Here is a 23660-nt window from a genome sequence, read left to right as displayed (position 1 = left end):
TGAAGATCCGTGGCTCAGACGATCAGTAGCCACGGCAGAGGCGCTCGAGATCACTGCGGCGATAGAGCGCCACGGGCTGATCCGTGGGGGTCTGGGCCAGCTTGTGATCCTTGGTGAGCAGATGCTCAGCGCCGAGCCGGTTACCCACGATCGCCCGCTGGCTGCCGCTGCTCCCCCTCCAGAGCTGGCAGTCGTGGCGGCTGTCGGCATGGACCTGGCTGGGCATGAACCCAAGCCCCAACGCCAACCATCCCGACAGCGCAAGCGGCGTGACGGGTGAGCGCCGCGTCCCCCGGGATTGGCGAGGTCCGCGCCAACGGCCATCGGGAATCGGCGCCACATGCCGCACCTGCCGGGCCCGTCCGAGATAGACCCACACCTCTCGACCATCCAGCAGAACAAGCCGCTGGCGCCGATAGAGCCGCGGCACACCTTCCAGCCGATCGAGATCGCCAAGCTGAGCCTCATTCACGGCATAGACCTCCCCGTGGATGACCCCGTTTTCGGTTGAGGGGGTTGGGGATGATGGCGACGCGGATGCGCTGGGCGAGGCGACAGGGAAGCAGCCATCCATCTCAACAGCCATCGGGAAGGGGCCAAGGTCATAGAGAACAGCTCCGCCGAGGCACCCCCGGCCCAGAAACCGAGCTCCAGCCAGCCAGCCATGGTTCCGATGGCCCCGCATCAGTGTTCCGTAGACGAAGACGGCCTGCAGGCCAGGGGTGGCAGCGCGACTGGGATAATCCGTTGACCTGCTGATGTCGTCCATGACCATTGCGCTGTTGCTTGCTCTGGCGGCCTCGCTCGGCCTGATGACCTGGATCGTCAAACGACTCGAACGGGCCTGAGCAACTGAGCCCAGCCTCTCAGGCAGGGCGTTGCGATGGCATCGCTTCCCCTGCGTCGGGGGTTGCGATGGCGACATGTCCACTGGAGCCCTGACGTTGTTGCTTGGCCTGATACATGGCCTGATCCGCCAGGTGGAGCAACTGCTCAGCGCTGGCGGCATGGTCCGGAAACAGGGCGATACCGATGCTCACAGACAGCGGTAGCCCCTCCAGCTCGGGGATGGGCAACTCCACCTGCTCCTGCAGTTTGTGCGCCAGCGTGATCAGTCCGTTCTGATCGGAAGCCTGGGGAATCAGCAACACGAATTCATCACCACCCTGCCTGGCCAGGGTGTCGCTTTCACGGATCACCAGCTGAAGGCGTGCCGCCACGGTCTTGAGCACACGATCGCCTGTGGCATGGCCGAGCTGATCATTGATGGGCTTGAAGCCATCGAGATCCAGGAACACCAGCGCCACCCGCAAGCCATAGCGCTTGGCCCGGGCCAAGGCCTGATCCATCTGAACAATCAGCTCGGCGCGATTGGGCAGGCCTGTGAGGTAGTCATGCCGAGCCTGGAAACGAATCTCAGCCTCCTGCCTGTAGCGATCGCTGATGTCGTGCAACATCCCCACATAACAAATCAGTTGTTCACCGTCGTTGCAGACCGCCTTGATGGTGAGTTCATGCCGCCTCAACTCGCCATTCTTCAGGCGGTTCCAGATCTCTCCTTCCCAGCGACCCTGATGCTGAAGGCACTCCCAGAGCTGTCGAAAGAAAGCTTTGTCATGCCGGTTGGACTTGAGGATGCTCATATTTTGGCCAAGCAACTCTTGCCGGCTATAGCCCGTGAGTTGAGAAAAGGCCTGATTGCAGGATATCAGTCTTGCATCTGAATCGGTGATGGTGATGCCATACGACGATTGCTCGAAGACAGTGGCCGCCAGGGCCCGCTCCCGGTTGCGGGCCTGCGAGATGGTCAACTGATTCAGCACCAACCGATGATTCCGGACAAGCAGCCAGGTGATCCCGCTGATGGCGCTGCTGAAAACAACACCAATCGCAAGGGTGATCCAGGCGATGGCATTGAGCCCCCAGAATTTTCCACTGGTTCGACCCAACTGAACGCCAAGCAGAAAGGTCCTGCCGCCAACATTGAATCTCGAGAAGGAGGCATACTTCAAATCGGGAGTACCAGACCCATCCGCCTGCTGGGTTAACACCCGTCCAGCCGACTGACTGAACAACAGTTCACTTGGTGTCGCAAGACTGCCGTCGTACAATGCAAAGCTGGCTCGGCTGAGATAAGGGTTCCTGATCGGCACCAGTGCAGCCTGGACCAGATCAGCCATCCGCAGGGGGGAGTAAGCCCAACCGAGCAAGTCCTTGAACGCAGCATCTCCACGTCCTGCCGGGGAAAACACACCCTTGACGTGCATGCGACTGCCATCACGAAAGATGGGCAGATAAAGCAGCGCCCCTGCCTGGACATCGTCTGAATTTTCCTGAAGAAGTTTCACCCTCCCAGAAAGAGACGGGAGCCCCGTCAGCGCGGCACGCTTCATCGCCTCACGCCGCACAGGGTTGCTATACATGTCATAGCCGACTGCTCGCTCATTACGCCAGTCGCTTGGCTGAAGAAACTCAATTGCGGTATAAATTTGCCGCCGGCCCTCAGGGAATACGCGAAAATCGTTGCGCCCTTTCGATCGCATGCTATTCAAGAAGGGCTTGAGTTGGCCTTCTGGAATCAATCGCGAAAAGCCAACTCCTTGAATCCCTCTGAGATTGGTTGCCGTTCCTGCGATCTCACGGAAGAAGCTCTGAAACTCCTGCCGTTCCACATCCTCTGAGGCGTTGAACAGGCCCACCACCGAGGAGAGCAGAGCCGTATTGACCTCAAAACGCCGTTCAACCGCGTCCCGGATATCATCTGCCAGCGCCTTTTCGAGGCGGAGATGCTCCTTGATCCCCCGCTGTCGTGCAGACTCCACGGCCACGGCCGTGAGCAACAGACTCAGGAAGAGCACAACCTGCGGCAACACCTGATAGACAAAGTGTCGTTGTCTCCAGAACGGAACTTCGCTCGTTGCCTCCAGAGGGGGTTCGCTATCCGTCATGGCTGGAACTGGAGCGCCGTGGGGATGCAGGCCAGCAGGAGATCGCCCCTACAGTATGGCTGCTCTGGAGCCCAGAAAACGGCAACGCCAACCCAACCGAATAGCTCTTCATCAGCCTTCGCGCCGCTCAGCCTCGGCGATCAGGCGACGCACCCTCTCCAACACCGATTCATTGCTCATGCGGCTGTTCAGCCGCTCCACCAGCAGAGGGAAAGCCAGAGGACCCTGCCGCTGTGGGGTTTCCAGGCGCAACTCGGAGCGTTGCAGCCGCCGCAGGGCCTGGCGCAGCCGGGGCAACTCCAGCTGCTCGGCCATCACTTCGCGGCGCGCCTGCTCCAGCAGACGATTGTCCGGCTCATGCCGACCGAACACCTCGAACAGCAGGGCGGCACTGATCTGCAGCTGGCCACCACTTTTGGACTGCCCAGGGTAGCCATGACGCACCAACCCGGCAATCTGGGCAATGGAACGAAAGCGGCGGCGGCAGAGCTCGGAGAGATTCACCGCCTGCTCCAGATCACGTTCGAGGCAGGAGTCGTCGAGCAGCTCCTCCGCCTGCAGCTCGAACAGCTCCAGCAGGGGGTAACCACGCGGGGCCAGCAACTCGAAGCCGCAATCATTCACCGACACCGTGAAGGTGGTGGCCTGGCAGCGGGCCAGGCGCCAGGCCCAGAGGAAGCCCAGGCCCTCGTGCACGAAGCGGCCATCAAAGGGGTAGGCATAGAGGTGCTGACCCTCGCGGCTGGAGCAGATCTCCACAAGGAATTCCCTCTCCAGCGGCAGATGGGAGAGATCCGCCTGGCGGCGCAGCAGGGGCTCGAGAGCGCGTAATTCCGGGGTGTCGAGGCCGGCGGGATTCGGTTCCGATCGGGCCAGAGCCAGGGCACAGCGGTGCAGCTCGGCCCGCAGCTGGGTGCTGAGCAGATCGGAGAGGGCCATCTGCCCCCCCGCCCAGGCCGGCACCGTGGTGCTGCGGCGGTTGCTGGCCTTCACCTGGGCTGTCATCTCACGCAGCCGCACGAACTCCAGCTGGCGGCCGGCGAAGAAGAACACATCGCCGGGCTTGAGGCGGGAGATGAACGCCTCCTCCACGTGGCCCAGCACGGCGCCGCGCACGACGCGCACCGTAACGGCGCGATCGGCTGTGATCGTGCCGATGTGCAGCCGATGCAGGCGCTGGATCGCCGGCTCGCGCACCACATAGGCGAAGGGTTCTCCGGGGCTGGGCGGGCGCTCGCGGTCGATGCGGTCAGGCAGCAGCGCCGCCCGCTGCAGCTTGCGGTAGCGGGGATAGGCCCCCAGGCAATCGCCCCCATCCTCCAGGAAACGCAGACACCACTGCCAGGTGGCGTCATCAAGCTGGCGGTAGCTCCAGGCCGTACGCACCGTCGCCAGCTCCTGCTCAGGGTTGAAGCCGGGGCCACAGGCCAGGGTGGTGAGGTGCTGCAGCAGCACATCGATCGGCGCGTCAGGCGGGCGGCGCTGCTCCACCAGACCGGCGGCCAGACCCCGCCGCATGGCGCTGACTTCCAGCAGCTCGAGGGCGTTGGTGGGCATGAACAGCACCTGGGAGATGCCACCGGGGCTGTGGGCGCTGCGGCCGGCCCGCTGCAGCAAGCGGGCCAGGTTCTTGGCGCTGCCGATCTGCACCACCCGCTCCACCGGCTGGAAGTCAACCCCCAGATCCAGGGAGCTGGTGCAGACCACCCAGCGGATCTCGGCGTTCTTGACGCCGCTCTCGATCGCCTCCCGTTCGGAGCGGTCGATGGCGCTGTGGTGCAGGGCGAGGGCGCCCTCCATCTCCGGGCAGGCGTAGCGCAGGCACTGGTGCCAGCGCTCGGCCTGGTTGCGGGTGTTGGTGAACAGCAGGGTCGCAACACCCGGTTCGAGGCCATCCACCAGCGTCTCGTACATGCGCAGGCCAAGGTGACCGGCCCAGGGGAAGCCATCGATCCGTTCCGGCAGCAGGCTGCGGATGCGGGTCTGGCGCTTCAGCCGGGCCGTGACGATCAGAGGATCGATGTCGCTCACCCCCACGGCGGCCCGCGCCGCCTCCTCGAGGTTGCCGATCGTGGCGCTGATCGCCCAGGTGCGCAGCCCCGGCCGCTGGCGGCGCAGCCAGCTGAGGCAGAGCTCGCTCTGGCTGCCGCGCTTGCTGCCGAGCAGCTCGTGCCATTCATCGAGCACCACCGCATCGAGCTGGGCAAACAACTCCGCAGCTTTCTGGTTCGCCAGCAGCAGCGACAGGGACTCCGGCGTGGTGATCAGGATCTGGGGTGGGGTGCGGAGCTGGCGGGTCCGCTCACTGCTGCTGGTGTCGCCGTTGCGGATGCCGACCTTCAGGGGCCAGGCCATCGCCTCGATCGGTTCGCGGATGGCCAGCGCCAGATCGCGGCTGAGGGCCCGCAGCGGGGTGAGGTAGAGGAGGCGAATCCCGGGAGCCAGGCCGGCTCCGCCGGCGGCCTCCGCCTCGGCCAGCAGCTGGGCGATCGGGCCCATCACCGCCGCGTAGGTCTTGCCGGAGCCGGTGGGAACCTGGATGAGGCCACTGCGGCCCTGCAGATCGGCGGTCCAGCACTGCCGCTGGAACGGCATCGGCCGCCAGCCGCGCTGGGCGAACCAGGCCTCGATCGGAGCCAGCAGGGCACGGTGGCTGCGGCTGTTCCGTACAACCACGGTCAGCACGAATCGGACTGGGCCTGGTCGGACTGGCCCAGATCGGACTGCTTCTCAAGCAGGCGCCGCGCCGAAGCGAGGCTGTCGGCTTCGGCGGCGGGTTTGTCGCGACGCCAGCGGGCGATGCGGGGAAAGCGCACGGCGATGCCGCTGCGGTGGCGACGGGAGGGCTGCAACCCCTCAAAGGCCAGCTCGAACACCTGGTCCGGCGCCACGGCCCGCACCGGCCCGAACCGCTGCAGGGTGTGGCTGCGGATCCAGCGATCGAGCTCGCTGATCTCGGCATCATCGAGGCCGGAATAGGCCTTGGCGAAGGTGACCAGCTGGCCGGCATCGCCGCTGGAATCAGCCGGATCCCGCTCCCACAAGCCAAACGTGTAGTCGGTGTAGAGGTTGGCGCGGCGGCCGCTGCCGGCCTGGGCGTAGAGCATCACCGCATCGAGGCGCAGCGGCTCCTTCTTGTGCTTCCACCAGTGGCCCCGCCGCCGACCGGCCAGGTAGGGCGAGGCGATGGCCTTGAGCATCAGACCCTCCGCGCCGGCGGCGCCAGCCTGGTGCCGCAGCGGTTCGAGCCCGTCCCAGTGATCGAACGGCAGCAGGCTGGAGAGACGCAGGAGCCCGGCTGCGGGGGTGGGTGTCGCCGCAGTGACCTGCCGGTGCAGAGCCTCCAGGGCGGCGCGGCGGAGGCTCAGGGGTTCGGAACGGCAATCGCGGCCCCCCTGCTCCAGCAGGTCGTAGGCCACGAAAGCGGCGGGGCACTCCGCCAGGATCGAACGGCCCGGTGCCTTGCGGCCCAGGCGGCGCTGCAGCTGGGCGAAGGGGGCCGGACGATCGGCCTCCTGCGGCCAGACGATCACCTCACCGTCGAGCACGGTGCCATCGGGAAGGCTGTCCGCCAGGGCGATCAGCTCGGGGAACACCGGATTGATCAGCTCGTCGCCGCGGCTCCAGAGGAAGCTCTCACCAGCGCGGCGGATCAGCTGGCCGCGGATGCCGTCCCATTTCCACTCCACCAGCCAATCGGCGGGGGAACCCGGAAGAGGTGAGTGCGTGCTGGCCTCCAGCGGGGAGGCCAGGAAGAAGGGATAGGGGCGACTGCTGCAGGCGCCGCCGGCTTCGGCGGGAGCCAGCAGCTGCGTCCAGGCGGCGGCACCGGGCTGGAAGCCGCCCATGAGGCGATGGGCCAGCAACGGCTCCTCCAGCTCACTGAGCTGGGCGAGCGCCCGGATCACCAGTCCCTGGGCGACGCCGACGCGAAAGCCACCGGTGAGCAGCTTGTTGGCCACCAGGAGCTCCTGCGGTTGCAGCTGCTGCCAGAGGGCCTGCACGGCAGCCGCCTGTTGCTCGCCCTCCAGCCCGGCAAGGCCGGGCAGCAGCTGCTCCATCCAGTGGGCCAGGGGGAGGGCCATGGGAGGGAGAAGAGCCGTGGGATCCGAGGCGGGTGGTGCGGCGGCCCTTGTGGTGCGTGGTGGGGCAACCTCCGGGGCGGTCTGATGCCAGAGCAAGGCAATGGTTTCAGCGGAATCGCCCACCTGGGCATGGCAGTCGTCGAACAACCAGTCCGGCAGGCCGGTGCCCTCGAGACAGATCTGGCGCAGGCGGCGACCAGTGATCAGGCGGCGGCGCTGCTTGCCGAGCAGGCAGTGCAGCGCCCAGGCCGCATCGGCGGGGGAACGGGCAGCGGTGGCGGCGAAGTAGGCAGCCAGGGCCTCCACCTTGGCGCGGGTGGCGGTGGTGTGATCGAGGTGGGCGAACAGGGCCACGAACGCCTGCATGCCGGTCCAATGGACGCTGGCGCCATCCTGGCGGATCCGGATCACCCCAGCCTGGGGCGCTGCAGCTCGAAGAGTTCGCCGAGTTTGGTATAGGCATTCAGGGCCAGTTTCCCCACGGGGCGGAGCGCTTCCGGCGAGGCCATGCCGGATTCCGTCAAGCAGCGGCTCTGGACATGGACCATCACGATGCGGCCGAGGGCCATGGTGAAACGGGTGCCGGGCACTGGGATCAGATCGATGCAATCGCATTCCATGCAGGCCGCAGCGGCCTCGATCCGGGGGGCGGCGATGCGGCTGCAGGCCACGGCCTGGAGGCCCGCTGCCACAAATTCATTGATGCCCGGGGCATAGTCGGCGGCGGTGATGTTCATCGGCTCCACCAAGTCTTCATCCACCACATGCACGGCGAAGCAGCCGGTCTGACGGAGATTGCGCAGGGTGTCTTTCTCGCGATCCCGGTGGGCGCCGATCGACACCATCAGCACGGCCGGTTGATCACTCAGGGCATTGAAGAAGCTGAACGGCGCCAGGTTGGGCTGACCGTCGCCACTAATACTGCTCACCCAGGCGATCGGCCGAGGCACCACCAGGCTGGTGCAGAGCCGATACAGGGCGCCGCCATCGAGGCTGTCGGGATCGATGGATCGCATCGGCGCGGGCTCGGCCATACAGCGCACCCTGAACGTCAAGCGAATGATGCTGCACCAGGTCTTGGCTGAGGGTCCTGAGATCTGGAGGCACGGCTCCGCCCCCCGAGCGACGTGCTGAAATTCCGCAGCCCTTGATCTGCTGCGCCATGGATCGTCGTCACTGGCTGCTGCTGCTCGCAGCCCTGGCCTGCCTGGCCGGTTTGGTGCTCTGGATCGGGGAAATCGACTTGGGCCTCGACGACTCCCTCAATCCACCGCCAACCGCGTCGCCAGGTGTGTCACCAGGCGTGTCGCCAGCGGCATCTGCCGGCGCTGCCCCCACCAAGCCTTGAGCAACACCATCACATCACAGAAACGCTTGGCAGAACCTCCACGCAGGGCCTAGCGCATCAGCCTGGAAGTGATGGGATTGAAGCAATGCTGGCTGCACTGGTGATCCTGGCTGTGATCGTGGCCGTCGGGGCACTGCTCAATCCGTCCCGCGCGGAGTTCCGATGGTTTCTGCAGCTACGCCGGCCGAGATGGCTCACCTTTGAGCGATGGATCCCGCTGATCTGGCTGGTGATCTACCTCTGCTTCTACGGCTCGGCCCTGCTGGTGTGGCAGGCAACGGCCAGCGCTGGCGCCATGGCCGGCTTCCTGCTGCTGCTGCTGCTGGTGCAGAGCTACACCTGGGTGATCTGCCGCACACGCCGGCTGCGAAACGGCACTGCCGTTGGCCTGGCGGGCTGGATCTGGGGCGTGGGTCTGGCCGTCTCGGTGCTGCCGGTGTCGCGGCCGGCGGCAGGGCTGTTGGTGCCCTTCCTGCTCTGGAGCCCGGTGGGCACGTTCGTGACCTGGCGAATGGAGCGGCTGAATCGCTGAGCCGCTGGGCGTTGACGTCAGCAGCCCTTCAGCTCCAGTCGTACCAGCGGGCGATGCCCAGGCGTTCGGCCCAGGCATCGATCACCTGGCGATCCGGATCGCTCACCTCGGTGGCTTCGGCCGCATCCGAGGTCGAGGCCTGAGCGAGCTGCAGCAGCTCGGTGCCCAGCTCCTCCCAGGCACTTCCCTGGTAGGGAAGCGAGAATTCCGGGACGCCGCTGAGGGTGGCGGCATGGATCGCGTAGGCGGCATCCATGGCCCGGTTGGCCTGCAGCACCAGGGGTGGCATGCGCCGATCCATGCCCAGGGCCAGGCCCTCCGCCAGCTCCTGGCATTGCTGCCGCAGGAAAGCGTCCTGGCGGCTGCGCAGCTGGGGCAACTGCTCGAACAACCAGTGATCCACCGCCATCGCCGGCGGCACGGTGCGTAACTGGCTGAGGGTGGTGTTGTACAGATTCAGCCCCACCTGACGCTGCTGCGCCAGCGAGAGATCCCGGTTGCGTCGCTCCGCCTCGCTCACCACCCGCTCCCGCGCCTCCCGCCGCGGCAGCATCGCCAGTTGCTGCTCGCCGGGAGCCTGCAGAACGCGCAGGAGCTGCACCGCCTCCATCGCCACCAGATAGGGCGTGGTCTCGTGGGTGTTGTCTCTGTAGAGAATGCGATGCACCGGATCGGCGTCGCTGGCGGGCAGCAGGATCGACTGATCCTCCAGCTCCGACACCCACAGGGCCTGCAGAGGCACACCGGCCACCTGTTCCACCCGATCGAACAGATCACCCAGATCGCTCAGCCAGGTGGCTGCATCAGGTGTGGCTGGATCGGTCATCGGATTCCTGAGCGCCCAAGGATCTACCGCTGGCCATGCTGCATCAGCGGCACCGACGGCCCATCCGGATCCACGGGCAGCCCTTTCAGGGCGAGGGCAAGGCGGCGGCCCAGCAGGAGCAACGGATAGAGGCGCCGGCCCCGTTCCGGTCCCCGAAACAACGGACCCAGCACCTGCAGCAAGGGGGCGCTGGGGCGCAGGCGCTCACAGATCCAGGTGATCGCCGCAGCGCCATGCAGCACCTGCTCCCCCTGCAGCAGCATCGCCCCATCCCGCAGATGGAAGCCTCGCTCTGCCAGCCGGTGCCGCAGCTCTGCAGCGTCGCGGCCATCGACGATCCGCAGACCGGGAATCCCACCGCGCAGCTCGCTGAGAACGGCGAAGTGACTGCAGAACGGACAGCCACCGTCGTAGACGAGCACCGGATCAGGGGTCGGGGTCATGGCCTGTCACGACGATCGGGATCCTGGGTCACAGTCTGGTCACCCTGGCTAGGGAGGGTGGTGGACGCAGACCCTCCGCTCTCCCTTCCCTTGGGTCCACCGACCCTCACGCCAGGCCGCCATGGGCTCAGCATGCGGCTGCCCCTGATCGCCCTGTTGGCGGTTGGATTAGCCGGTGGCGGCTGGCTGCTGTGGCAGCAGAACCGGCCCTCGCAGGAGGAGCGTGCGCTTGCCGCCCAGGCAGCCGCGGTGCAGCAGCGTGCGATCGCGATCCGGGTGACGGCGGCGGGATCGATCCGGCCGATCACGCCTGTGAACATCAGCCCCAAGCAGCCCGGGCGCGTCAGCCAGCTGCTGGTGGATCAGGGGGGTCGGGTGGTGGCGGGTATGGTGCTGGTGACCCACGATCCGGCGGTGGCCCATCGCAGTGACAGGATCGTGCAGCTTCAGGATGGACAGATCACAAGCGACAGCAGCGGCCAAGGGGAGAGGAGCTGAGCCGATTGCTCTCAGGACTGCTCACCAAGTGGTCCTTTGGCGCATCACACCCGAGAACCCCATCACCACCGGCGGCTTGAAGGGCTCCAGCTGCTGGGCCGTGGCCTCCAGGAAGGCCACCGGAATCGTGATCAACAGGATGTAGCCGCGGAGGTGGGGGTCGAGGCTCCCCTGGGGGGAAGGCAACTGGGCGGCCAGCACGGTTTCCCGCGGCGCCCAGAGGGGATTGGTGCGAGCCTCCGCCTAGATCTCTGCCAACCGGGAGCTGCGGCTCTGATCAGCGAGAGACGCAGACTCTGCTGAATGGGCAAAGGCGTTGCGCAGTTTGCGCAGGGCGGAAAGGGCTCGCTCCACCGGCGTGTCAATTGCATGGAAACACCAATGGCATTGCATGGGATAGCGCGTACAACGCCGCAGGGCACATGAGCCTTCTACCGGTGTACCGATCAATGCAACCATCATCATGGAACACCTGGAGCGACTGAAGCTGTGTATAGGTCCTGGCCTCAACAAGTTCCGACGGCAAAGGAGCACTTCTTCATTCTTTTCCACTCCCTCCAGGCGCTGCCTTCCGACTGTCCCATGGAATATTCGGACATTGATTGCCAACAAGCTCCAGCGCCAGATCCAAATCCCCATCCAACAGGTACTTTGCCGCCAAGGACAGCACTGTGGCGCCATCTTTCATGCGCTAGAAGCAGACCCCCCAGCATAGGATCAAGAGCCGGAGTCTGAAGCATCTGCTTACACGTAGTCGCGTGGATCGAGTCTTTCGCCGGTCATCTCGCCTTCCACGCTATCGACGTACGCCTTCGCCACGACCGAAGCGGACAAACCTGGCGTGGGATCGCGCCCCAATGCAAGCAGCGTCTCGCGAACCCACGGTGGCGACACCACGTTGATGCGTACCCCTCGGGGCATCCCCAGCGCTGCTGCCCGCGTGAAGGCGTCGAGGCCGGCATTGACCATGCTAATCGAGCAGCTGTCTGGAACAGGATTCCGACCCAGAACGCCGCTTGACAGTGTGAACGAGCCTCCATCTGAGATCGAAGCCAGACCCAGACGGACGAGATTGACCTGCCCCATCAGCTTGCTGGTGAGACCGAGTTGAAAGTCGTCATCGGACAAGTCTGCGATTGATCCAAAAGCGGCCTGCCCAGCTGCGCAGACCACAGCGTCGAACGGAGCCACCGCTTCAAACAACGCTCGGATGGATTCCGGCTGGGCAATGTCCACCTGCTGATCGCCCCTGGTGCGGCTGACGCGAATCAGTTGGTGCCGTTCTGCAAGGGCTTGATCAGCCGCCTGGCCGATGGTCCCAGCGGCTCCGATGAGGACAATTCTCATAGGAAGACGTCTCTTCGTTGGCCGATCCTGAAAAATAATCCCTTGCGGTGTTGCTTCCCAACCTTGAGCCCATCCTGTCGATGAGCGACAGTGGATCCTTGGAGCAACCGATCGAGGAGTGGCCCTACCGCGATCAGGAGGTGCTGCTACGCACCCGCAGCCGCAAGGTCTGCATGACCTGCCACTGGTTCAGGCACCACGCCGGCCCCAATTGCATCCCGCTGCTCACCTCACCAGTCGTTGCCAGGGCTGGACTGACAACATGACCCGCCAGCGGGGCTGCTCACCGGTGGCCGGCCGGCGGGGGTGATGGATGCGGCCAGCCGCGGCGCAGCTCGGGTGGAGGGGCACCTGGTGGTGGGGGTATTGCCCGATGAAGCAAGCGGTGACGGCAGGCAGAGCACAGCAGAGCTGGATCTCGCCCTGTTCACCGGTATGGGGGCAGGCCCGCAACGTGATCAAGGTGCTCAGCGCCGATGTGGTGGTGGTCTGCGGCGGCGGCGGCCCCGGCACGGCATCAGAAGCTGCCCATGCGCTCAATGACCGCAGGCCGCTGATTCTGCTGGCGGTGCCGGTGGTGGGTGGTTTCGTGCGCTGGCTCTAGCGGTGGTTCGTGTCCTGAAGGCAACGAGAGGCGATCATCACGCAATCGGCAACACAACTTCATCTGTGAATGTGTCTGTTGTTCTCCACACCGGGCCTTCCACTGGCACGCATGGGGCAGGCGGCGTGAGTAGACAGGAGAACCAGGGAGTCTCATTCGTGCTACATACAATCCCATTGCTGGCCGCTACCTGTCTGGCGGGATTCACGGTGCTGCAACTGCTATTCAGCACCTAGTCGTGGTGATCACCTACTGGCTGGTTCGCGATGCGAAGCTTCCTGTGGTTCTGGCTGAAGCAGTGGATCCGGTTGCGCTATTCATCAGTTCCCTCCATTCGTCCTGATCGCCTGCAAAAGATCCTGGCGATGCAGCAGGCTGGCGACTGGTTGATTCTCGATGCCCGCACGACCGCCGAATTCAACGTGAGTTGCCTCCCAGGCGCGGTGTCTATCGGGGATGGGGAGGTGATTCCGCTCTCAGGCCCACTGGGCAAAGCCTCGAGGGAGCGGCCGATCCTGGTGTGCTGTGCGGTGGGGGTGCGCAGTGCTGCCGTGGTGAACCGGCTGCAGGAGCGGGGCTTCCGGAAGGCCGTGAATCTGGAGGGAGGGCTGTTTGAATGGGTGAATCAAGGGCATCAGCTGGTGCATGAGGGCCAACCCACCACGCTTGTGCATCCGTTCAATCGCTTCTGGGGTCTGCTCCTGAAGCCGCACCGATGAGAGGCACTGGCATGGCGCCACTGTCGATCATCATTCCCACCCTGAACGAGGCCGCCAGCCTGGGACGCACGCTGGCGAATGTGCATGCCCTCGATCCACCGGCCCTCGAAGTGCTGGTGGTGGATGGCGGCAGCTGCGACGCCACCCTGGCGATCGCCACCGCGGCGGGTGTGGACGTGTTCCCCTGCGAAGTAGCGGGCCGGGCGATCCAGATGAATGCAGGCGCGCGGCAGGCCCGCGGCAGCCTGCTCTGCTTTCTGCATGCCGACACCCTTGTTCCCACCGATCTGGTGGCGATCGCGGAGCGGGTGCTGGAGGACCAGGCCATCGCCGGGGCGGGCTTCGTGTCGCTGATGAGTGGCGAAGACACCACCCGTTGGGGGATTTCGGCCCTGAACCTGCTCAAGACCCATCTGGCGCCATTGCTGTTTCGCCCCCACCTGTACTGGCGCGGACTGCGTCTGCTGTTCGGCGATCAAGTGATGATCTGTCGCCGGCAAACCTTCTGGGAGGTGGGTGGCTTCAACGAAGCTCTGCCGATCCTGGAGGACGGCGATCTCTGCCTGCGGCTGCTGAGGCAGGGACGCATCCGGCTGATCAACCGGGTGGTGATCAGTTCCGACCGGCGAGTGCAACGCTGGGGCGCCGGCAAGGCCGCTGCGATCTATCTCTCCATCGGCGTGCTCTGGGGTCTGGGCATGCCACCGGCGGCCCTGAAGCGCCTCTACGAGGACATCCGCTGATTCAGGCTCCAGTCGTAGGGTAGGAACGCGATCCGGGGTTGATGATCCTGTACCGAAACGCCGCCCAGGCGGGGAAGGATGTAGTCGGGCAGGGAAGGCGCCACCGCCAGGAAATCTGCCTTGTACCACCGGAAGATCTTGCTGCAGTACAGAACGCCCCTCTCAGCGTCGAATGTCACCTTGGCGGGGTTGTTGATGAAGCGGGTCACATCCTGCTCCAGTTGCTCCTCCACCCGCTCCGGCGTGTAGGCCTCATGACGCAGCAGCGGACAACCCAACGAGGCGCAGACGATCGCGAAGTGGATGCGGGGATCACCAGTGCACTGGCGCAGCATCCTGTTTTCGATCTGCGCCAGGCTGAAGAACTCATTGCCAAGGCGATGCACGCGCCGCTGGAAGAATCGCAGGAACCCGATCCAGTTCGGCAGGCCGATCAGGGTGGGGCGGATCGACGCGATTGGATAGGCCGAGAGCACCGCCTGGATTGTGAAAGCGTTGTAGAGGTTGATCCAGTGGGCGATGTGATCCTGTCGGCCGTGGGTATCAGCAGTTTGCCTGGCCAGCCAGCGGTTGAGGGTGTCGGGGTGGTGGGTTCTCCAGGCTTCGTAATCCACCCGGCCCGCCCGGTCCACGTAGTGCTGGAGGAGATGATTCCAGGCGGGCAGGTCCTTCATGGTTCGGCAGGGGTGGTGGCGTGCAGACTTGCTCGCGATGCAATTCGCGGAATAGCCGGCCGGTGCCGAGGTGGGCGCCATCGCAGAACCAGCCATGGCGGCTGCGGCCGCAGCGGCAGAGCTGGTGCACGCCAGCTGGCAGCTCCAGGGGAATCGGCCCCGCAGAGGGTGGAGCCGATTCAGCCATGGCATTCACAGCCACAGCCGGCTTGGCAAGGCTCACCGTTGGGGTGCCCTTTGGCGCAGACCTCGCTGCAGAACAGCAGGGCGCCGTTGCGGAACGGGCTGTCCTCTTGCACCGTGCAGTGACAGCCAGGGCAGGCGCACTGCAGCGTGGCGGGTTTCTCCAGGGTCGTGGTCATGGCCTCTCCTTGCTCCGTACCGATGAACCCAGTCTGCCGCCTTCGCCGGGAGGGAACGGCTTGCCGTACTGACACGACGGTCCAGCGGATCTATCCATGGATCAGAGACCTCGACCAGGGCAGCGCGGCCGAGACCCTGCAACCTGCCCTAGCCCTTGGGCTTCTGCGAAGCAGTAGGGCGCCCGACACGGGGCGCCCTTTTCATTGGCCCCCTTCCGGCAGTTGTTGGAGCAACGCTTCGACGCTCGCCACCTTGTCTTCCAGCGTCTGATCTCGATCGGTGCGGGTGTTGACCTTCACGTTGGTGAAGATGCGGGGAGCGCCCATGGCGTGTACGGCCGAATGGCAGGCCTCAATCGCAGCAAACACCGGTCCCCACTCGCCCTCGATCGCGGTGCCGTTGGGGTGCAGCTGGATCTTGAGGCCGGCGTTCAGCAGCACCCGCTCACACGCAGCGATGCAGGGCGCCAGGTTGACGCCGACCCCGATCGGAACAACGCAAAGATCGACGATCACCTTCATCGGACGTGCCTCAGGAGCCTTCCTTGAGAGGGTCCCATCCTCCTGGCCACCTCCGTGCCATGACTGCTCAGGTGAACAGGTCTGGCGTTTGGCCAACGCCGCCGGGTGGGCCATGGCCGTGGTGAACCGCTGCGCGGTGGGGATCCACACCAGCGGGCAACTGCTCAACTGGGCACGGGGACTTGAGCTGGATGTGGACGCTGCCGGAGCCCGTGAGCCCTGCCTGTACCTGATCCCTGACTACGACACACAGGAGGAGGCCGAGGAGATCCTCGAGGAGGTCTTGAAGGCGATTGTTGAGGCGGAGCTCGACTACTGGCATCGGCGACACCGGCACCTGGCCGGCAGCGCGCACCTACGAGGTGTTCCGCAACTGGTTCGAGGTGCGATTCCACCCCCTGATCCAGGACCTGGTGGACGAGGAACTCACCGCCACTGAGGTGGATGAAGAGTTGATCGGTGAGCTGGGCACGGCGCTGGAGGGACTGGAGCCGCGCCCCTGAGTGAGGCGAAAGCGAAGGCTGGCCGCAGCTTGAGCTATGTGGCCAAGGTGCACTGCCGTTGCGCGGAAGCCATCGGCTACAACGGCAACCTGCTGGTGGGCAAGGCCTACACCGCCTTGCTCGACCTCAAGCCCGGCGATGAGTTCGAGATCAAGCTGGGGCGCAAGCAGATTCGCCTGGCCCCCGTGGGTGGAGCTGACGACGAGGAGTGAACCAGGCGCCTGCGGGGCCGTCGCTCTCAGGTCAACGGAAGGGCTCGCAGGACACCAGGAAGCCGCTGACATGGTCGGACCACTGGGCCAGCGCCAGCAGCTCGCGGGGCTGCCTGGCAAACCCCTTCTGGGAGAGGGCGGTGAGCTCGGCCAGGTTGTCGTGAGTGACCAGGGGCTTGCTGCGCTTGGCAGCTTCACAGGCCGCGACGAACTCCTGTCCCTGTTCGGCCAGGCACTGGGCGTAGGCCTCCTCGAAGGGCACCCCCTGCTCCTGCAGCCGCACGAAGACATCCAGCTCAGGCGGGAGGTGCTCCAGCCATAGGGGCAAGTTCTGCACCGGCCCGATCGTGACTTCACCGCTGTTGAGGTGCATCAGCACCACGGTGGCTTCCAGGGTCCAGCTGGGTTGGGCGAGCAGCTTGCCGGCGGCGACTTGGAAGGACTCGCGGTAGTCCTCGACCAGGGCCTGGTGGATCTGAGTGAGGTCAGCCATGGCCAAGGGGTTGCACGACAAAGCCCGGTGACGAAGCCACCGGGCTTTGATCATGGTGTGGAGGGCGGAGCTGCTGACGCTGGCACCTGGGGCCAGGTGTCTATCGGGACGTTCCGTTGGGTCCGGGGCACCTAAAGCGGTGCAATGGACGGCGACTTGGCTACACGCCAGGAACGTCAGTGATCCTTTGAGAGTGTTGGAGCAGGGGCCGGATCGTCAGCTCACTCCTGACGGTTGCTCAGGTGGGGTGTCTTCCATGCGCTGGAGCCTCCCGGGTGACGATGGGGTCACGATCGGACAGCTGACGGTTCAGAGCAATAGGGGTTAATGCCTGAGTGGGCGATGGGACCGTCCAGCTGGGCTCAACCAGAAGGTCTTTGTTCTGCGGAATCTGATCTCATGGCAGTGAGAGAGGCGCCGCCAGGATGGATCCATGAACAACGAGGCCCTTGCCACCGCACCGCGGTTGATTGATGGTCCCGACGCGGCGGCAGCCACCGTGCTTCTGGCCCATGGAGCCGGTGCGCCGATGGACAGCCCCTTCATGGAGGCGATGGCCAGTGGTCTGGCGCAATGGGGCTGGCGCGTGGTGCGCTTTGAATTTCCGTATGTGGCCCGGATGCGCGAGACAGGCCGCCGCCAGGGGCTTGACCGAATGCCGGTGCTGCAGGAGACGTTCCGCGAAGAGGTGCGGCTCGAGAAGACGGAGCAACCGGGCCGGCCGGTGTTCATCGGCGGCAAGTCGATGGGCGGTCGGGTGGCCAGCCTGCTCGTGGACGAACAGGCCGCCAGCGGCGGGGTGCGTGGCTGCCTCTGCCTGGGGTATCCCTTCCATCCGCCGGGCAAGCCGCAGCAGCAGCGCACCGAGCACCTGGCTGCATTGCAGACCCCCACCCTGATCCTGCAGGGGGAGCGCGACACATTCGGCCGCCCGGAAGAGGTGGCGACCTACAGCCTCTCGCCCCAGGTGCAGCTGCAGTGGATCCCCTGCGGCGACCACAGCTTCAAGCCCACCCGCAGCTCTGGCCTCAGCGAGAAGCAGAACCTGGCCACGGCGGTGGCCTGCAGCCACGCCTTCCTGACGGAGCTGCTGGAGCTCACCAGCCAGGCAGCCGATTGACGCCGCTGCTTCAGCCCATCAGTACCGGATCCACCCATCCGGATTCACCTATGGCCCATCAATCCCCAACCCACAGCGAGCGCTACGACGAGGCCCTGCTCTGGGCCGCCCAGCTGCACCGCTGCCAGCGCCGCAAGGGCAAGGGTGTGCCCTACATCTCCCACCTGATCGCCGTGAGCGGCCTGGTCTGGGAAGACGGCGGCAGCGAAAACGAAGCGATCGCCGGCCTGTTGCACGACGCCATCGAAGACGCGGGCCAGAGCCACAGCTCGATCGCCGAGCGCTTTGGCGAGGAGGTGGCCGGGATCGTGCGCGATTGCACCGATACTCAGGGGCCAGTGGCGCCAGGTGCCCCAAAGGAGCCCTGGCTCTTGCGCAAGACCCGCTATGTGGCCGCCCTGGAGCACAAGAGCGACGGCTCCCTGCGGGTGACGGCAGCCGACAAGGCCCACAACGCCCGTGACATGGTGCTCGATGCCCGCCGCGATCCCCACAGCTGGGAACGCTTCAATGCCGGCCTCGATGGCAGTGCCTGGTATCTGCTGCGGATCCACCAGACCCTGAGCCACCGCCTGCCCGGCAGCCGCTCCAATGAGCTGCTCGGAGAAGCGGTGAAGGAGATCCTGGCCAGCGAGGCCTACCGGCGGCTGGTTCCAGCCGGCATCGCCCCGGCGGTGTGGGCAGCGGGGTATGAGGAGAGACGGCAGCGGCCATCCTTGGAGCCATCAGCACCCGGTGGAGCTTCTGATGCCTGAACCCGAGAGCAGTCCATTACCGGCCATGGCGATCTCCTATCGGGAGGAGGCGGTGCCCCTGCTGAAACAGCTGATCGACCGCGAACCGGACAACTGGGAAGCACGCCAGACGATGGGCCTGATCTGAAGTGACTACCGGCTGATCAGCGATCACTGAGGTCTGGGCGGAGCTTGCAGTGACGGCCGCGCGCGGCCTTGGCCCACCACCACAGGGCAGTGTTCACCGCCTTGCGGTCAAAATGCTCCGGATCGAAGTCGCCGCCCCATTCGACCTGGCTGGCGTGATCCTCGTGACTGGGATCAGCAGTCGCCTCAAGGAACCTGCCGTAGCCGCCGGTGCCGCCCACATCCTCAGGCGGGCAGGCGCGGCGACCGTCGATGCACCACGGCAACCACTGCTCCATCGGATTGACCAGCACCACCTTCTCCAGCAGCAGGGTGTGCTCCCAGCTGTCGCCCAGGTCGTAGTCATAGGTGACGGAATCGCCCACCAGGGGAAGGATGGTGCGGGCCTTGACGCGGGTTTCATCGCGCTGCCGAGCGATGAACGCGTCATCGCCGAACCCGTCATCCCAAGGCGGGGTGTAGAAGATCTGGTCGTCGAAGCGTTGACCGGTGATGAACTGATGCAGGTGGTAGTCCTGCCAGCCCATCACGATCTGCAGCACCTCATGCAGCCGCCCCAGGGTGATTGTGTCCTCCACCCAGAGACGGCGCCAGATGGGGGGCTCGATGCCGTCGAGGGTCACCTGCAACTGCAGGGCTGCAACGTCCGCCGGAGGATGCCTGAGCTGAGAGGGCATGGACACAGAAGAACCCACCCCAGGATCGCGATGACACTCCGATCTGTCAGAGCGGCGTAGCCAAGGCCCACGCCCACCGGCTGGAAGCACTGCATCCGCCACATCTGGCACTTTTGTCCATGCAGCACGGTGTGCCAGTGACCCCGGCGCCAGTGGGAACGGCTGAGGTGGCCCAGGCAGTCAAGACACAGATTCCAACCTCAGAGAGCCCAGCTGGCCAGCATCGTCCCCCTGGCGAAAGCTCGTCATTGGCGGGGGCCGCCGGGCCGGAGCCATGGCGATGGACGACAGGAAAGGCCGCCAGAAGCGCAGGGGCAGGCAACACCGATACGGTGGCAGCGATCATGCTGACCTTCTGCCCGGCGATGCCTGCCCCTGCGCTTCTGCCTGCTGTGATGCGCTGTCTTGAGAAGGTGCAGGAACTGAGCCGCCGTCTGCAACGTCTCTCGCGGCATGGCTGGCTGGAGGACATCCCCCCAGCCCTGCTGGCCGCCACTGAAGAGGAGGCCGCCTGAACCATGGCAATCCGTAAATCCGAGCTGTATTCGAGCCTTTGGGCCAGCTGCGATGAACTGCGTGGCGGCATGGATGCCAGCCAGTACAAGGACTATGTGCTGGTGCTGCTGTTCCTCAAGTACATCAGCGACAAGTACGCCGGCCAGCCCTATGCGCCACTGGTGATTCCCGAGGGATCCAGCTTCGCTGACATGGTGGCCCTCAAGGGCAAGGCGGAGATCGGCGATGACATCAACAAGAAGATCATCGCCCCACTGGTGGCGGCCAATCAGCAGCTCAGCCAGAGCGACTTCCCCGACTTCAACGACCAAGCGAAGCTCGGCAGCGGCAAGGAGCTGGTGGAGCGGCTCACCAACCTGATCGCCATCTTCGAGAAGCCGGAGCTCAACTTTTCACGCAACCGGGCTGACGACGACGACATCCTTGGCGATGCCTACGAATACCTGATGCGCCACTTCGCCAGCGAAAGCGGCAAGAGCAAAGGGCAGTTCTATACGCCCTCGGAGGTAAGCCGCATCAAGGCCCAGGTGTTGGGAATCGACAAGGAGGTCACATCAGCGGATACCACGGTCTGCGACCCCACCTGCGGTTCTGGCTCACTGCTGCTGAAAGTGGCTTCCCTTGCGCGCACGCCGGTAACGCTCTACGGCCAGGAGAAGGATGCAGCCACCAGCGGCCTGGCGCGGATGAACATGATCCTGCACGGCAACCCCACCGCCACGATCTGGCAAGGAAACACCATTGCAGACCCCAAGCTGACGGAGGGTGATCAGCTCAAGCAGTTTGACTTCGTTGTCGCCAATCCACCCTTCTCAGACAAACGCTGGAGCACAGGTCTCGAGCCCACGAAGTACTACGGCAGGTTCGAAGGTTTTGGCATGCCGCCGAATAAGCAGGGCGACTATGCCTACCTGCTGCACATCGTGCGCACGCTCAAGAGCACGGGCCGGGGCAGCTGCATCCTTCCCCACGGCGTGCTGTTCCGCGGCAACGCCGAAGCCGAGATCCGCAAGAACCTGATCCAGCGAGGGCTGATAAAGGGCATCATCGGCCTGCCGGCCAACCTTTTCTATGGCACTGGTATCCCCGCCTGCATCCTGGTGATCGAAAAGCGCGACGCCGGCAGCCGCGAGGGCATCTTCCTGGTGGATGCCAGCAAGGGCTACATCAAGGACGGCCCCAAAAACCGCCTGCGCGAGCGCGACATCCACAAGATCGTGGATGTGTTCACACGCCAGTTAGAGGTTCCCGGCTATTCGCGCTTCGTGCCCAACGAGGAGATCGCTGGGCACGACTACAACCTCAACCTGCCCCGCTACATCGACAGTTCAGAAGCGGAAGACCTCCAAGACATCGAAGCCCACCTGCGCGGCGGCATTCCCGAGCGCGACATCGACGCCCTGCAGGCCTATTGGCAGGTGTGCCCTCAGCTGCGCGAGGTCCTGTTCCAGCCGCTGCGGCCCGGCTATCTGGAGCTGGCGGTGCCGCCGGCGGAGCTGAAGGCCACGATCACCGCCCATTCCCAGTTCGCCGGCTTCCTGGCGGGGATGGCCGGGCACTTTGCGGCCTGGCGCCAGCAGGCGACGGCCCAGCTGATGGCCCTGGAGCCGGGCTGCCATCCCAAGGCGGTGGTCCGCGAACTGAGCGAGGGCCTGCTGGCCCATTACGAGGACCAGCCCCTGATCGATGCCTACGCCGTGTACCAGCTGCTGCTCGACCAGTGGGCAGAGACGATGCAGGACGACGTGTATGCGATCAGCGCCGAGGGCTGGCGCGCCGAGCCCTACCGGGTGCTGGAGACCGACAAGAAGGGCAAGACCAAAGACAAGGGCTGGGCCTGCGACCTGGTGCCCAAGGAGCTGCTGGTGCAGCAGCTATTCGCCGGTGATCTGGAGCTGATCGAGGCCCTGCGCGCCCAGCTGGAGGAGGCCAGCAGCCGCCTGGCAGAACTGGAGGAGGAGCACGGCGGCGAGGAGGGCGCCTTCAGCGAGCTGGACAAGGTGAACAAGGCAGCCGTGAACGCTCGCATCAAGGAGATCAGGAGGGATCCAGAAGCCGCTGAGGAGTTGGCCGTGCTCAGGGAGTGGCTGGACCTGAGCGACGAGGAGGCCGCCACCAAGAAGGCCCTCAAGGCAGCCGAGGCCGAGCTCGACGACCAGGCCTACGGCCGCTACGACAGCCTCACGGACACCGAGGTGCGGGAGCTGGTGGTGGATGGCAAGTGGCTGGCCAGCCTGGAGCAGGCGGTGGCTGCCGAAGTTGAACGAGTGAGCCAGGCCCTCACCGGTCGCCTCAAGGAGCTGGGCGAGCGCTACGGCGAGGCACTACCAGCGATCAGCGAGCGAGTGGAGGAACTGGAAGCACGCGTGGCCGGACACCTGGAGCGGATGGGGTTCACATGGAACTGAAGCCGGGCTACAAGCAGACAGAGGTGGGACTGATCCCAGAGGACTGGGATGTGAAACGCCTGGGAGAAGTTGCCAGGTTCCGCACAGGCCCATTTGGAAGTGCGCTACACAAGGAAGATTACACAGATAACGGAATCCCTATCGTCAACCCAATGCACATAGTTGACGCGGCGATTGTGCCCACATATGAGATGACTATTACCGCTCAGCGAGCTACCGAGCTTGCCGACTTCAGGCTGAGACAAGGGGACATCGTTATCGGAAGAAGGGGGGAAATGGGAAGATGTGCCGTTGTCGCAGCAGCTCAGGATGGATGGCTGTGCGGGACTGGCTCGATGATCATACGAGCCAATCAAGGCTATTCTGCTGAATTCCTCCAACTCATTCTCTCAAGCAAGCCGGTTATTACGTCTATTGAGAATGCGTCTGTTGGGTCGACCATGATCAATCTTAATCAAGGCGTGCTTAACGGCCTAAAAGTAGCGTTGCCCAGCAATATAGAAGGCCAACAGGCCATTGCGACGAGCATTAAAGCAGTTGGATCCCAGGTCGAAGCACTTCAGTCTCTCATCACCAAGAAACGACAACTCAAGCAGGCCGCCATGCAGGAGCTGCTCACCGGCAAGCGGCGACTGCCTGGGTTTGCGGGGAAATGGGAGACGGTTGCAATATCTCAAGTCGCAGAGAAGATTACGGGCTTTTGGGGACGCACTGAGCCGGGAAGTGAAGCAATGCACTCCACCAGTGTTATCAGGGCTGGCGATATCTCAGAAGACGGACGGCTTATCGGCGCGGCACGCAGGTATTTAAGCCATCATGAGAGTTCATTGGCTGGTTGCAGGACTGGCGACACAGTAATGACCGCAAGTGGCAACGGCTTGGGCAAGTCATGGACTTGCGACCAAGACGGAGTCTATTCGGCGTCCAATTTTGTTCGCATCATCAGGCCTCAAAGAGGCAAAGCAGATGGCTACTTCGTTGGGTTTGCACTCAAGAGCAGGCGTGCACGGTCAAAGCTTGTAGAGCACACCGCAACAAGCGCTTACCCAAACCTAAAGCCTTCTTTCTTCAACTTGATTAGGTAGCAAGCTCCGCTCTCCTGAGGAGACGCTCGGGACGTGCGGTGCAGATACAGACGGCATGAACCACCCGGTCTGTCATCGCCGAAAGATTGAAGCGCCGGTTGAAACGGTAAGTGA

The 23660-nt window shown here is 64.5% G+C and carries 28 protein-coding genes and 3 pseudogenes; 16 read left to right on the top strand and 15 right to left on the bottom strand.

The features are described 5' to 3' along the window. Positions 1–22: 22 nt before the first annotated feature. From VB777_RS02430 to VB777_RS02410, 5 genes are all read right to left on the bottom strand, one after another. The gene (locus VB777_RS02430) at positions 23–769 is read right to left on the bottom strand and encodes a gamma-glutamylcyclotransferase family protein (RefSeq protein ID WP_323246874.1); all 747 of its coding nucleotides are present in this window, start codon (positions 767–769) and stop codon (positions 23–25) included. Between the two features lie 97 nt (positions 770–866). Then, entirely contained in the window at positions 867–2948 is a 2082-nt protein-coding gene (locus VB777_RS02425) for a CHASE domain-containing protein (RefSeq protein ID WP_323246872.1), read from the bottom strand. A 111-nt stretch (positions 2949–3059) separates the two neighbouring features. Then, positions 3060–5543, bottom strand: coding sequence for a ligase-associated DNA damage response DEXH box helicase (locus VB777_RS02420; RefSeq protein WP_416238297.1), 2484 nt, complete (start codon positions 5541–5543; stop codon positions 3060–3062). 83 nt (positions 5544–5626) lie between these two features. Next, positions 5627–7399, bottom strand: a complete 1773-nt coding sequence (locus VB777_RS02415) for an ATP-dependent DNA ligase (RefSeq protein ID WP_323246886.1) — start codon at positions 7397–7399, stop codon at positions 5627–5629. 41 nt (positions 7400–7440) lie between these two features. Beyond that, complete coding sequence (locus VB777_RS02410; protein WP_323246868.1) at positions 7441–8088, bottom strand: flavin reductase family protein; 648 nt, start codon at positions 8086–8088, stop codon at positions 7441–7443. A 107-nt stretch (positions 8089–8195) separates the two neighbouring features. Here VB777_RS02410 and VB777_RS02405 point away from each other — a divergent pair, with 107 nt between their 5' ends. Then, a complete protein-coding gene (locus VB777_RS02405) occupies positions 8196–8381 on the top strand; it encodes a hypothetical protein (RefSeq protein WP_197156131.1) in 186 nt (61 codons plus the stop codon). Positions 8382–8466: 85 nt separating this feature from the next. Continuing rightward, positions 8467–8913 carry a TspO/MBR family protein gene (locus tag VB777_RS02400; protein ID WP_323246865.1) on the top strand — a complete coding sequence of 149 codons (447 nt, stop codon included), beginning with the start codon at positions 8467–8469 and terminating at the stop codon, positions 8911–8913. A gap of 28 nt (positions 8914–8941) precedes the next feature. Here VB777_RS02400 and VB777_RS02395 read toward each other — a convergent pair whose 3' ends face one another. Both VB777_RS02395 and VB777_RS02390 read right to left on the bottom strand, forming a co-directional pair. Then, positions 8942–9739 (bottom strand): hypothetical protein, encoded by a 798-nt coding sequence (locus VB777_RS02395; RefSeq protein WP_323246863.1) that lies wholly within the window; start codon positions 9737–9739, stop codon positions 8942–8944. A 23-nt stretch (positions 9740–9762) separates the two neighbouring features. Next, positions 9763–10182, bottom strand: coding sequence for a DCC1-like thiol-disulfide oxidoreductase family protein (locus VB777_RS02390; RefSeq protein ID WP_323246862.1), 420 nt, complete (start codon positions 10180–10182; stop codon positions 9763–9765). Positions 10183–10272: 90 nt separating this feature from the next. On the opposite strand from VB777_RS02390, the gene VB777_RS02385 reads away from it, so the two are divergent. Then, a complete protein-coding gene (locus VB777_RS02385; RefSeq protein ID WP_323246860.1) occupies positions 10273–10680 on the top strand; it encodes a hypothetical protein in 408 nt (135 codons plus the stop codon). Between the two features lie 21 nt (positions 10681–10701). Here the strand turns inward: VB777_RS02385 and VB777_RS02380 are convergent, their stop codons facing one another. Then, the gene (locus tag VB777_RS02380; protein WP_323246858.1) at positions 10702–10881 is read right to left on the bottom strand and encodes a hypothetical protein; all 180 of its coding nucleotides are present in this window, start codon (positions 10879–10881) and stop codon (positions 10702–10704) included. A 543-nt stretch (positions 10882–11424) separates the two neighbouring features. Then, a complete protein-coding gene (locus VB777_RS02375) occupies positions 11425–12027 on the bottom strand; it encodes a short chain dehydrogenase (protein ID WP_323246856.1) in 603 nt (200 codons plus the stop codon). Positions 12028–12074: 47 nt separating this feature from the next. On the opposite strand from VB777_RS02375, the gene VB777_RS02370 reads away from it, so the two are divergent. The 5 genes and pseudogenes from VB777_RS02370 (at position 12075) to VB777_RS02355 (ending at position 14093) form a co-directional block, all read left to right on the top strand. After that, complete coding sequence (locus tag VB777_RS02370; RefSeq protein ID WP_323246854.1) at positions 12075–12293, top strand: hypothetical protein; 219 nt, start codon at positions 12075–12077, stop codon at positions 12291–12293. Between the two features lie 43 nt (positions 12294–12336). After that, positions 12337–12411 (top strand): annotated as a pseudogene (locus tag VB777_RS17355) (hypothetical protein); the annotation flags it as partial. Between the two features lies 1 nt (position 12412). Beyond that, entirely contained in the window at positions 12413–12631 is a 219-nt protein-coding gene (locus VB777_RS02365) for a hypothetical protein (RefSeq protein WP_323246852.1), read from the top strand. Positions 12632–12897: 266 nt separating this feature from the next. Further along, positions 12898–13350: a rhodanese-like domain-containing protein gene (locus VB777_RS02360; protein ID WP_323246850.1), complete on the top strand. Its 453-nt coding sequence runs from the start codon at positions 12898–12900 to the stop codon at positions 13348–13350. Positions 13351–13361: 11 nt separating this feature from the next. Then, entirely contained in the window at positions 13362–14093 is a 732-nt protein-coding gene (locus VB777_RS02355; protein ID WP_323246847.1) for a TIGR04283 family arsenosugar biosynthesis glycosyltransferase, read from the top strand. Here the strand turns inward: VB777_RS02355 and VB777_RS02350 are convergent. From VB777_RS02350 to VB777_RS02340, 3 genes are all read right to left on the bottom strand, one after another. Beyond that, positions 14075–14767, bottom strand: coding sequence for a DUF547 domain-containing protein (locus VB777_RS02350; protein WP_323246845.1), 693 nt, complete (start codon positions 14765–14767; stop codon positions 14075–14077). The two genes, VB777_RS02355 and VB777_RS02350, sit on opposite strands and share 19 nt — an antisense overlap. A 179-nt stretch (positions 14768–14946) precedes the next feature. Further along, positions 14947–15129 carry a conjugal transfer protein TrbI gene (locus tag VB777_RS02345; protein WP_322758635.1) on the bottom strand — a complete coding sequence of 61 codons (183 nt, stop codon included), beginning with the start codon at positions 15127–15129 and terminating at the stop codon, positions 14947–14949. Between the two features lie 201 nt (positions 15130–15330). After that, complete coding sequence (locus VB777_RS02340; RefSeq protein WP_323246885.1) at positions 15331–15651, bottom strand: MTH1187 family thiamine-binding protein; 321 nt, start codon at positions 15649–15651, stop codon at positions 15331–15333. Positions 15652–15947: 296 nt separating this feature from the next. Between VB777_RS02340 and VB777_RS02335 the strand changes: the two genes are divergently transcribed. Then, positions 15948–16154, top strand: coding sequence for a hypothetical protein (locus VB777_RS02335; RefSeq protein ID WP_322758633.1), 207 nt, complete (start codon positions 15948–15950; stop codon positions 16152–16154). Then, positions 16124–16366 (top strand): annotated as a pseudogene (locus VB777_RS02330) (AbrB-like transcriptional regulator); the annotation flags it as partial. The gene VB777_RS02335 and the pseudogene VB777_RS02330, both read left to right, overlap by 31 nt. 31 nt (positions 16367–16397) lie before the next feature. Here VB777_RS02330 and VB777_RS02325 read toward each other — a convergent pair. After that, complete coding sequence (locus VB777_RS02325) at positions 16398–16859, bottom strand: hypothetical protein (protein WP_323246844.1); 462 nt, start codon at positions 16857–16859, stop codon at positions 16398–16400. Between the two features lie 433 nt (positions 16860–17292). Between VB777_RS02325 and VB777_RS02320 the strand changes: the two genes are divergently transcribed. From VB777_RS02320 to VB777_RS02310, 3 genes are read left to right on the top strand one after another with little or no spacing between them, the layout of a single operon-like run. After that, positions 17293–17979 carry an alpha/beta family hydrolase gene (locus tag VB777_RS02320; RefSeq protein WP_323246843.1) on the top strand — a complete coding sequence of 229 codons (687 nt, stop codon included), beginning with the start codon at positions 17293–17295 and terminating at the stop codon, positions 17977–17979. Between the two features lie 50 nt (positions 17980–18029). After that, the gene (locus VB777_RS02315) at positions 18030–18734 is read left to right on the top strand and encodes an HD domain-containing protein (protein ID WP_323246841.1); all 705 of its coding nucleotides are present in this window, start codon (positions 18030–18032) and stop codon (positions 18732–18734) included. Beyond that, the gene (locus tag VB777_RS02310) at positions 18727–18861 is read left to right on the top strand and encodes a hypothetical protein (protein ID WP_323246838.1); all 135 of its coding nucleotides are present in this window, start codon (positions 18727–18729) and stop codon (positions 18859–18861) included. Before VB777_RS02315 ends, VB777_RS02310 begins: the two co-directional genes overlap by 8 nt. Before the next feature lie 16 nt (positions 18862–18877). Here the strand turns inward: VB777_RS02310 and VB777_RS02305 are convergent, their stop codons facing one another. Continuing rightward, complete coding sequence (locus VB777_RS02305) at positions 18878–19537, bottom strand: plasmid pRiA4b ORF-3 family protein (RefSeq protein ID WP_323246836.1); 660 nt, start codon at positions 19535–19537, stop codon at positions 18878–18880. A gap of 365 nt (positions 19538–19902) precedes the next feature. On the opposite strand from VB777_RS02305, the gene VB777_RS02300 reads away from it, so the two are divergent. Genes VB777_RS02300 through VB777_RS02290 form a run of 3 tightly spaced genes read left to right on the top strand, consistent with a single transcriptional unit; the run spans position 19903 to position 23546 of the window. Next, complete coding sequence (locus VB777_RS02300) at positions 19903–20052, top strand: hypothetical protein (protein ID WP_323246834.1); 150 nt, start codon at positions 19903–19905, stop codon at positions 20050–20052. 3 nt (positions 20053–20055) lie between these two features. Next, positions 20056–22461, top strand: a complete 2406-nt coding sequence (locus tag VB777_RS02295) for a class I SAM-dependent DNA methyltransferase (RefSeq protein ID WP_323246832.1) — start codon at positions 20056–20058, stop codon at positions 22459–22461. Continuing rightward, positions 22452–23546 carry a restriction endonuclease subunit S gene (locus tag VB777_RS02290; RefSeq protein WP_323246830.1) on the top strand — a complete coding sequence of 365 codons (1095 nt, stop codon included), beginning with the start codon at positions 22452–22454 and terminating at the stop codon, positions 23544–23546. The genes VB777_RS02295 and VB777_RS02290 overlap by 10 nt, the downstream gene beginning before the upstream one ends. Here the strand turns inward: VB777_RS02290 and VB777_RS02285 are convergent. After that, positions 23539–23660: pseudogene (locus tag VB777_RS02285) on the bottom strand (IS1595 family transposase); the annotation flags it as partial. The gene VB777_RS02290 and the pseudogene VB777_RS02285 overlap by 8 nt on opposite strands.

It is taken from the genome of Synechococcus sp. CCY9202 (assembly GCF_034931685.1).
Taxonomy (GTDB): domain Bacteria; phylum Cyanobacteriota; class Cyanobacteriia; order PCC-6307; family Cyanobiaceae; genus CBW1002.
The sequence above is the reverse complement of the archived record's forward strand: the minus strand, read 5'-3'. Positions and strand labels throughout refer to the sequence as shown.

What these genes read in the sequence shown, in the direction of transcription:
- VB777_RS02430 (WP_323246874.1), bottom strand. Translation starts at nt 769, where the DNA reads ATGGACGACATCAGCAGGTCAACGGATTATCCCAGTCGCGCTGCCACC.
- VB777_RS02425 (WP_323246872.1), bottom strand. Translation starts at nt 2,948, where the DNA reads ATGACGGATAGCGAACCCCCTCTGGAGGCAACGAGCGAAGTTCCGTTC.
- VB777_RS02420 (WP_416238297.1), bottom strand. Translation starts at nt 5,543, where the DNA reads ATGCCGTTCCAGCGGCAGTGCTGGACCGCCGATCTGCAGGGCCGCAGT.
- VB777_RS02415 (WP_323246886.1), bottom strand. Translation starts at nt 7,399, where the DNA reads ATGCAGGCGTTCGTGGCCCTGTTCGCCCACCTCGATCACACCACCGCC.
- VB777_RS02405 (WP_197156131.1), top strand. Translation starts at nt 8,196, where the DNA reads ATGGATCGTCGTCACTGGCTGCTGCTGCTCGCAGCCCTGGCCTGCCTG.
- VB777_RS02400 (WP_323246865.1), top strand. Translation starts at nt 8,467, where the DNA reads ATGCTGGCTGCACTGGTGATCCTGGCTGTGATCGTGGCCGTCGGGGCA.
- VB777_RS02395 (WP_323246863.1), bottom strand. Translation starts at nt 9,739, where the DNA reads ATGACCGATCCAGCCACACCTGATGCAGCCACCTGGCTGAGCGATCTG.
- VB777_RS02390 (WP_323246862.1), bottom strand. Translation starts at nt 10,182, where the DNA reads ATGACCCCGACCCCTGATCCGGTGCTCGTCTACGACGGTGGCTGTCCG.
- VB777_RS02375 (WP_323246856.1), bottom strand. Translation starts at nt 12,027, where the DNA reads ATGAGAATTGTCCTCATCGGAGCCGCTGGGACCATCGGCCAGGCGGCT.
- VB777_RS02360 (WP_323246850.1), top strand. Translation starts at nt 12,898, where the DNA reads ATGCGAAGCTTCCTGTGGTTCTGGCTGAAGCAGTGGATCCGGTTGCGC.
- VB777_RS02355 (WP_323246847.1), top strand. Translation starts at nt 13,362, where the DNA reads ATGGCGCCACTGTCGATCATCATTCCCACCCTGAACGAGGCCGCCAGC.
- VB777_RS02350 (WP_323246845.1), bottom strand. Translation starts at nt 14,767, where the DNA reads ATGAAGGACCTGCCCGCCTGGAATCATCTCCTCCAGCACTACGTGGAC.
- VB777_RS02345 (WP_322758635.1), bottom strand. Translation starts at nt 15,129, where the DNA reads ATGACCACGACCCTGGAGAAACCCGCCACGCTGCAGTGCGCCTGCCCT.
- VB777_RS02340 (WP_323246885.1), bottom strand. Translation starts at nt 15,651, where the DNA reads ATGAAGGTGATCGTCGATCTTTGCGTTGTTCCGATCGGGGTCGGCGTC.
- VB777_RS02325 (WP_323246844.1), bottom strand. Translation starts at nt 16,859, where the DNA reads ATGGCTGACCTCACTCAGATCCACCAGGCCCTGGTCGAGGACTACCGC.
- VB777_RS02320 (WP_323246843.1), top strand. Translation starts at nt 17,293, where the DNA reads ATGAACAACGAGGCCCTTGCCACCGCACCGCGGTTGATTGATGGTCCC.
- VB777_RS02315 (WP_323246841.1), top strand. Translation starts at nt 18,030, where the DNA reads ATGGCCCATCAATCCCCAACCCACAGCGAGCGCTACGACGAGGCCCTG.
- VB777_RS02310 (WP_323246838.1), top strand. Translation starts at nt 18,727, where the DNA reads ATGCCTGAACCCGAGAGCAGTCCATTACCGGCCATGGCGATCTCCTAT.
- VB777_RS02305 (WP_323246836.1), bottom strand. Translation starts at nt 19,537, where the DNA reads ATGCCCTCTCAGCTCAGGCATCCTCCGGCGGACGTTGCAGCCCTGCAG.
- VB777_RS02300 (WP_323246834.1), top strand. Translation starts at nt 19,903, where the DNA reads ATGCCTGCCCCTGCGCTTCTGCCTGCTGTGATGCGCTGTCTTGAGAAG.
- VB777_RS02295 (WP_323246832.1), top strand. Translation starts at nt 20,056, where the DNA reads ATGGCAATCCGTAAATCCGAGCTGTATTCGAGCCTTTGGGCCAGCTGC.
- VB777_RS02290 (WP_323246830.1), top strand. Translation starts at nt 22,452, where the DNA reads ATGGAACTGAAGCCGGGCTACAAGCAGACAGAGGTGGGACTGATCCCA.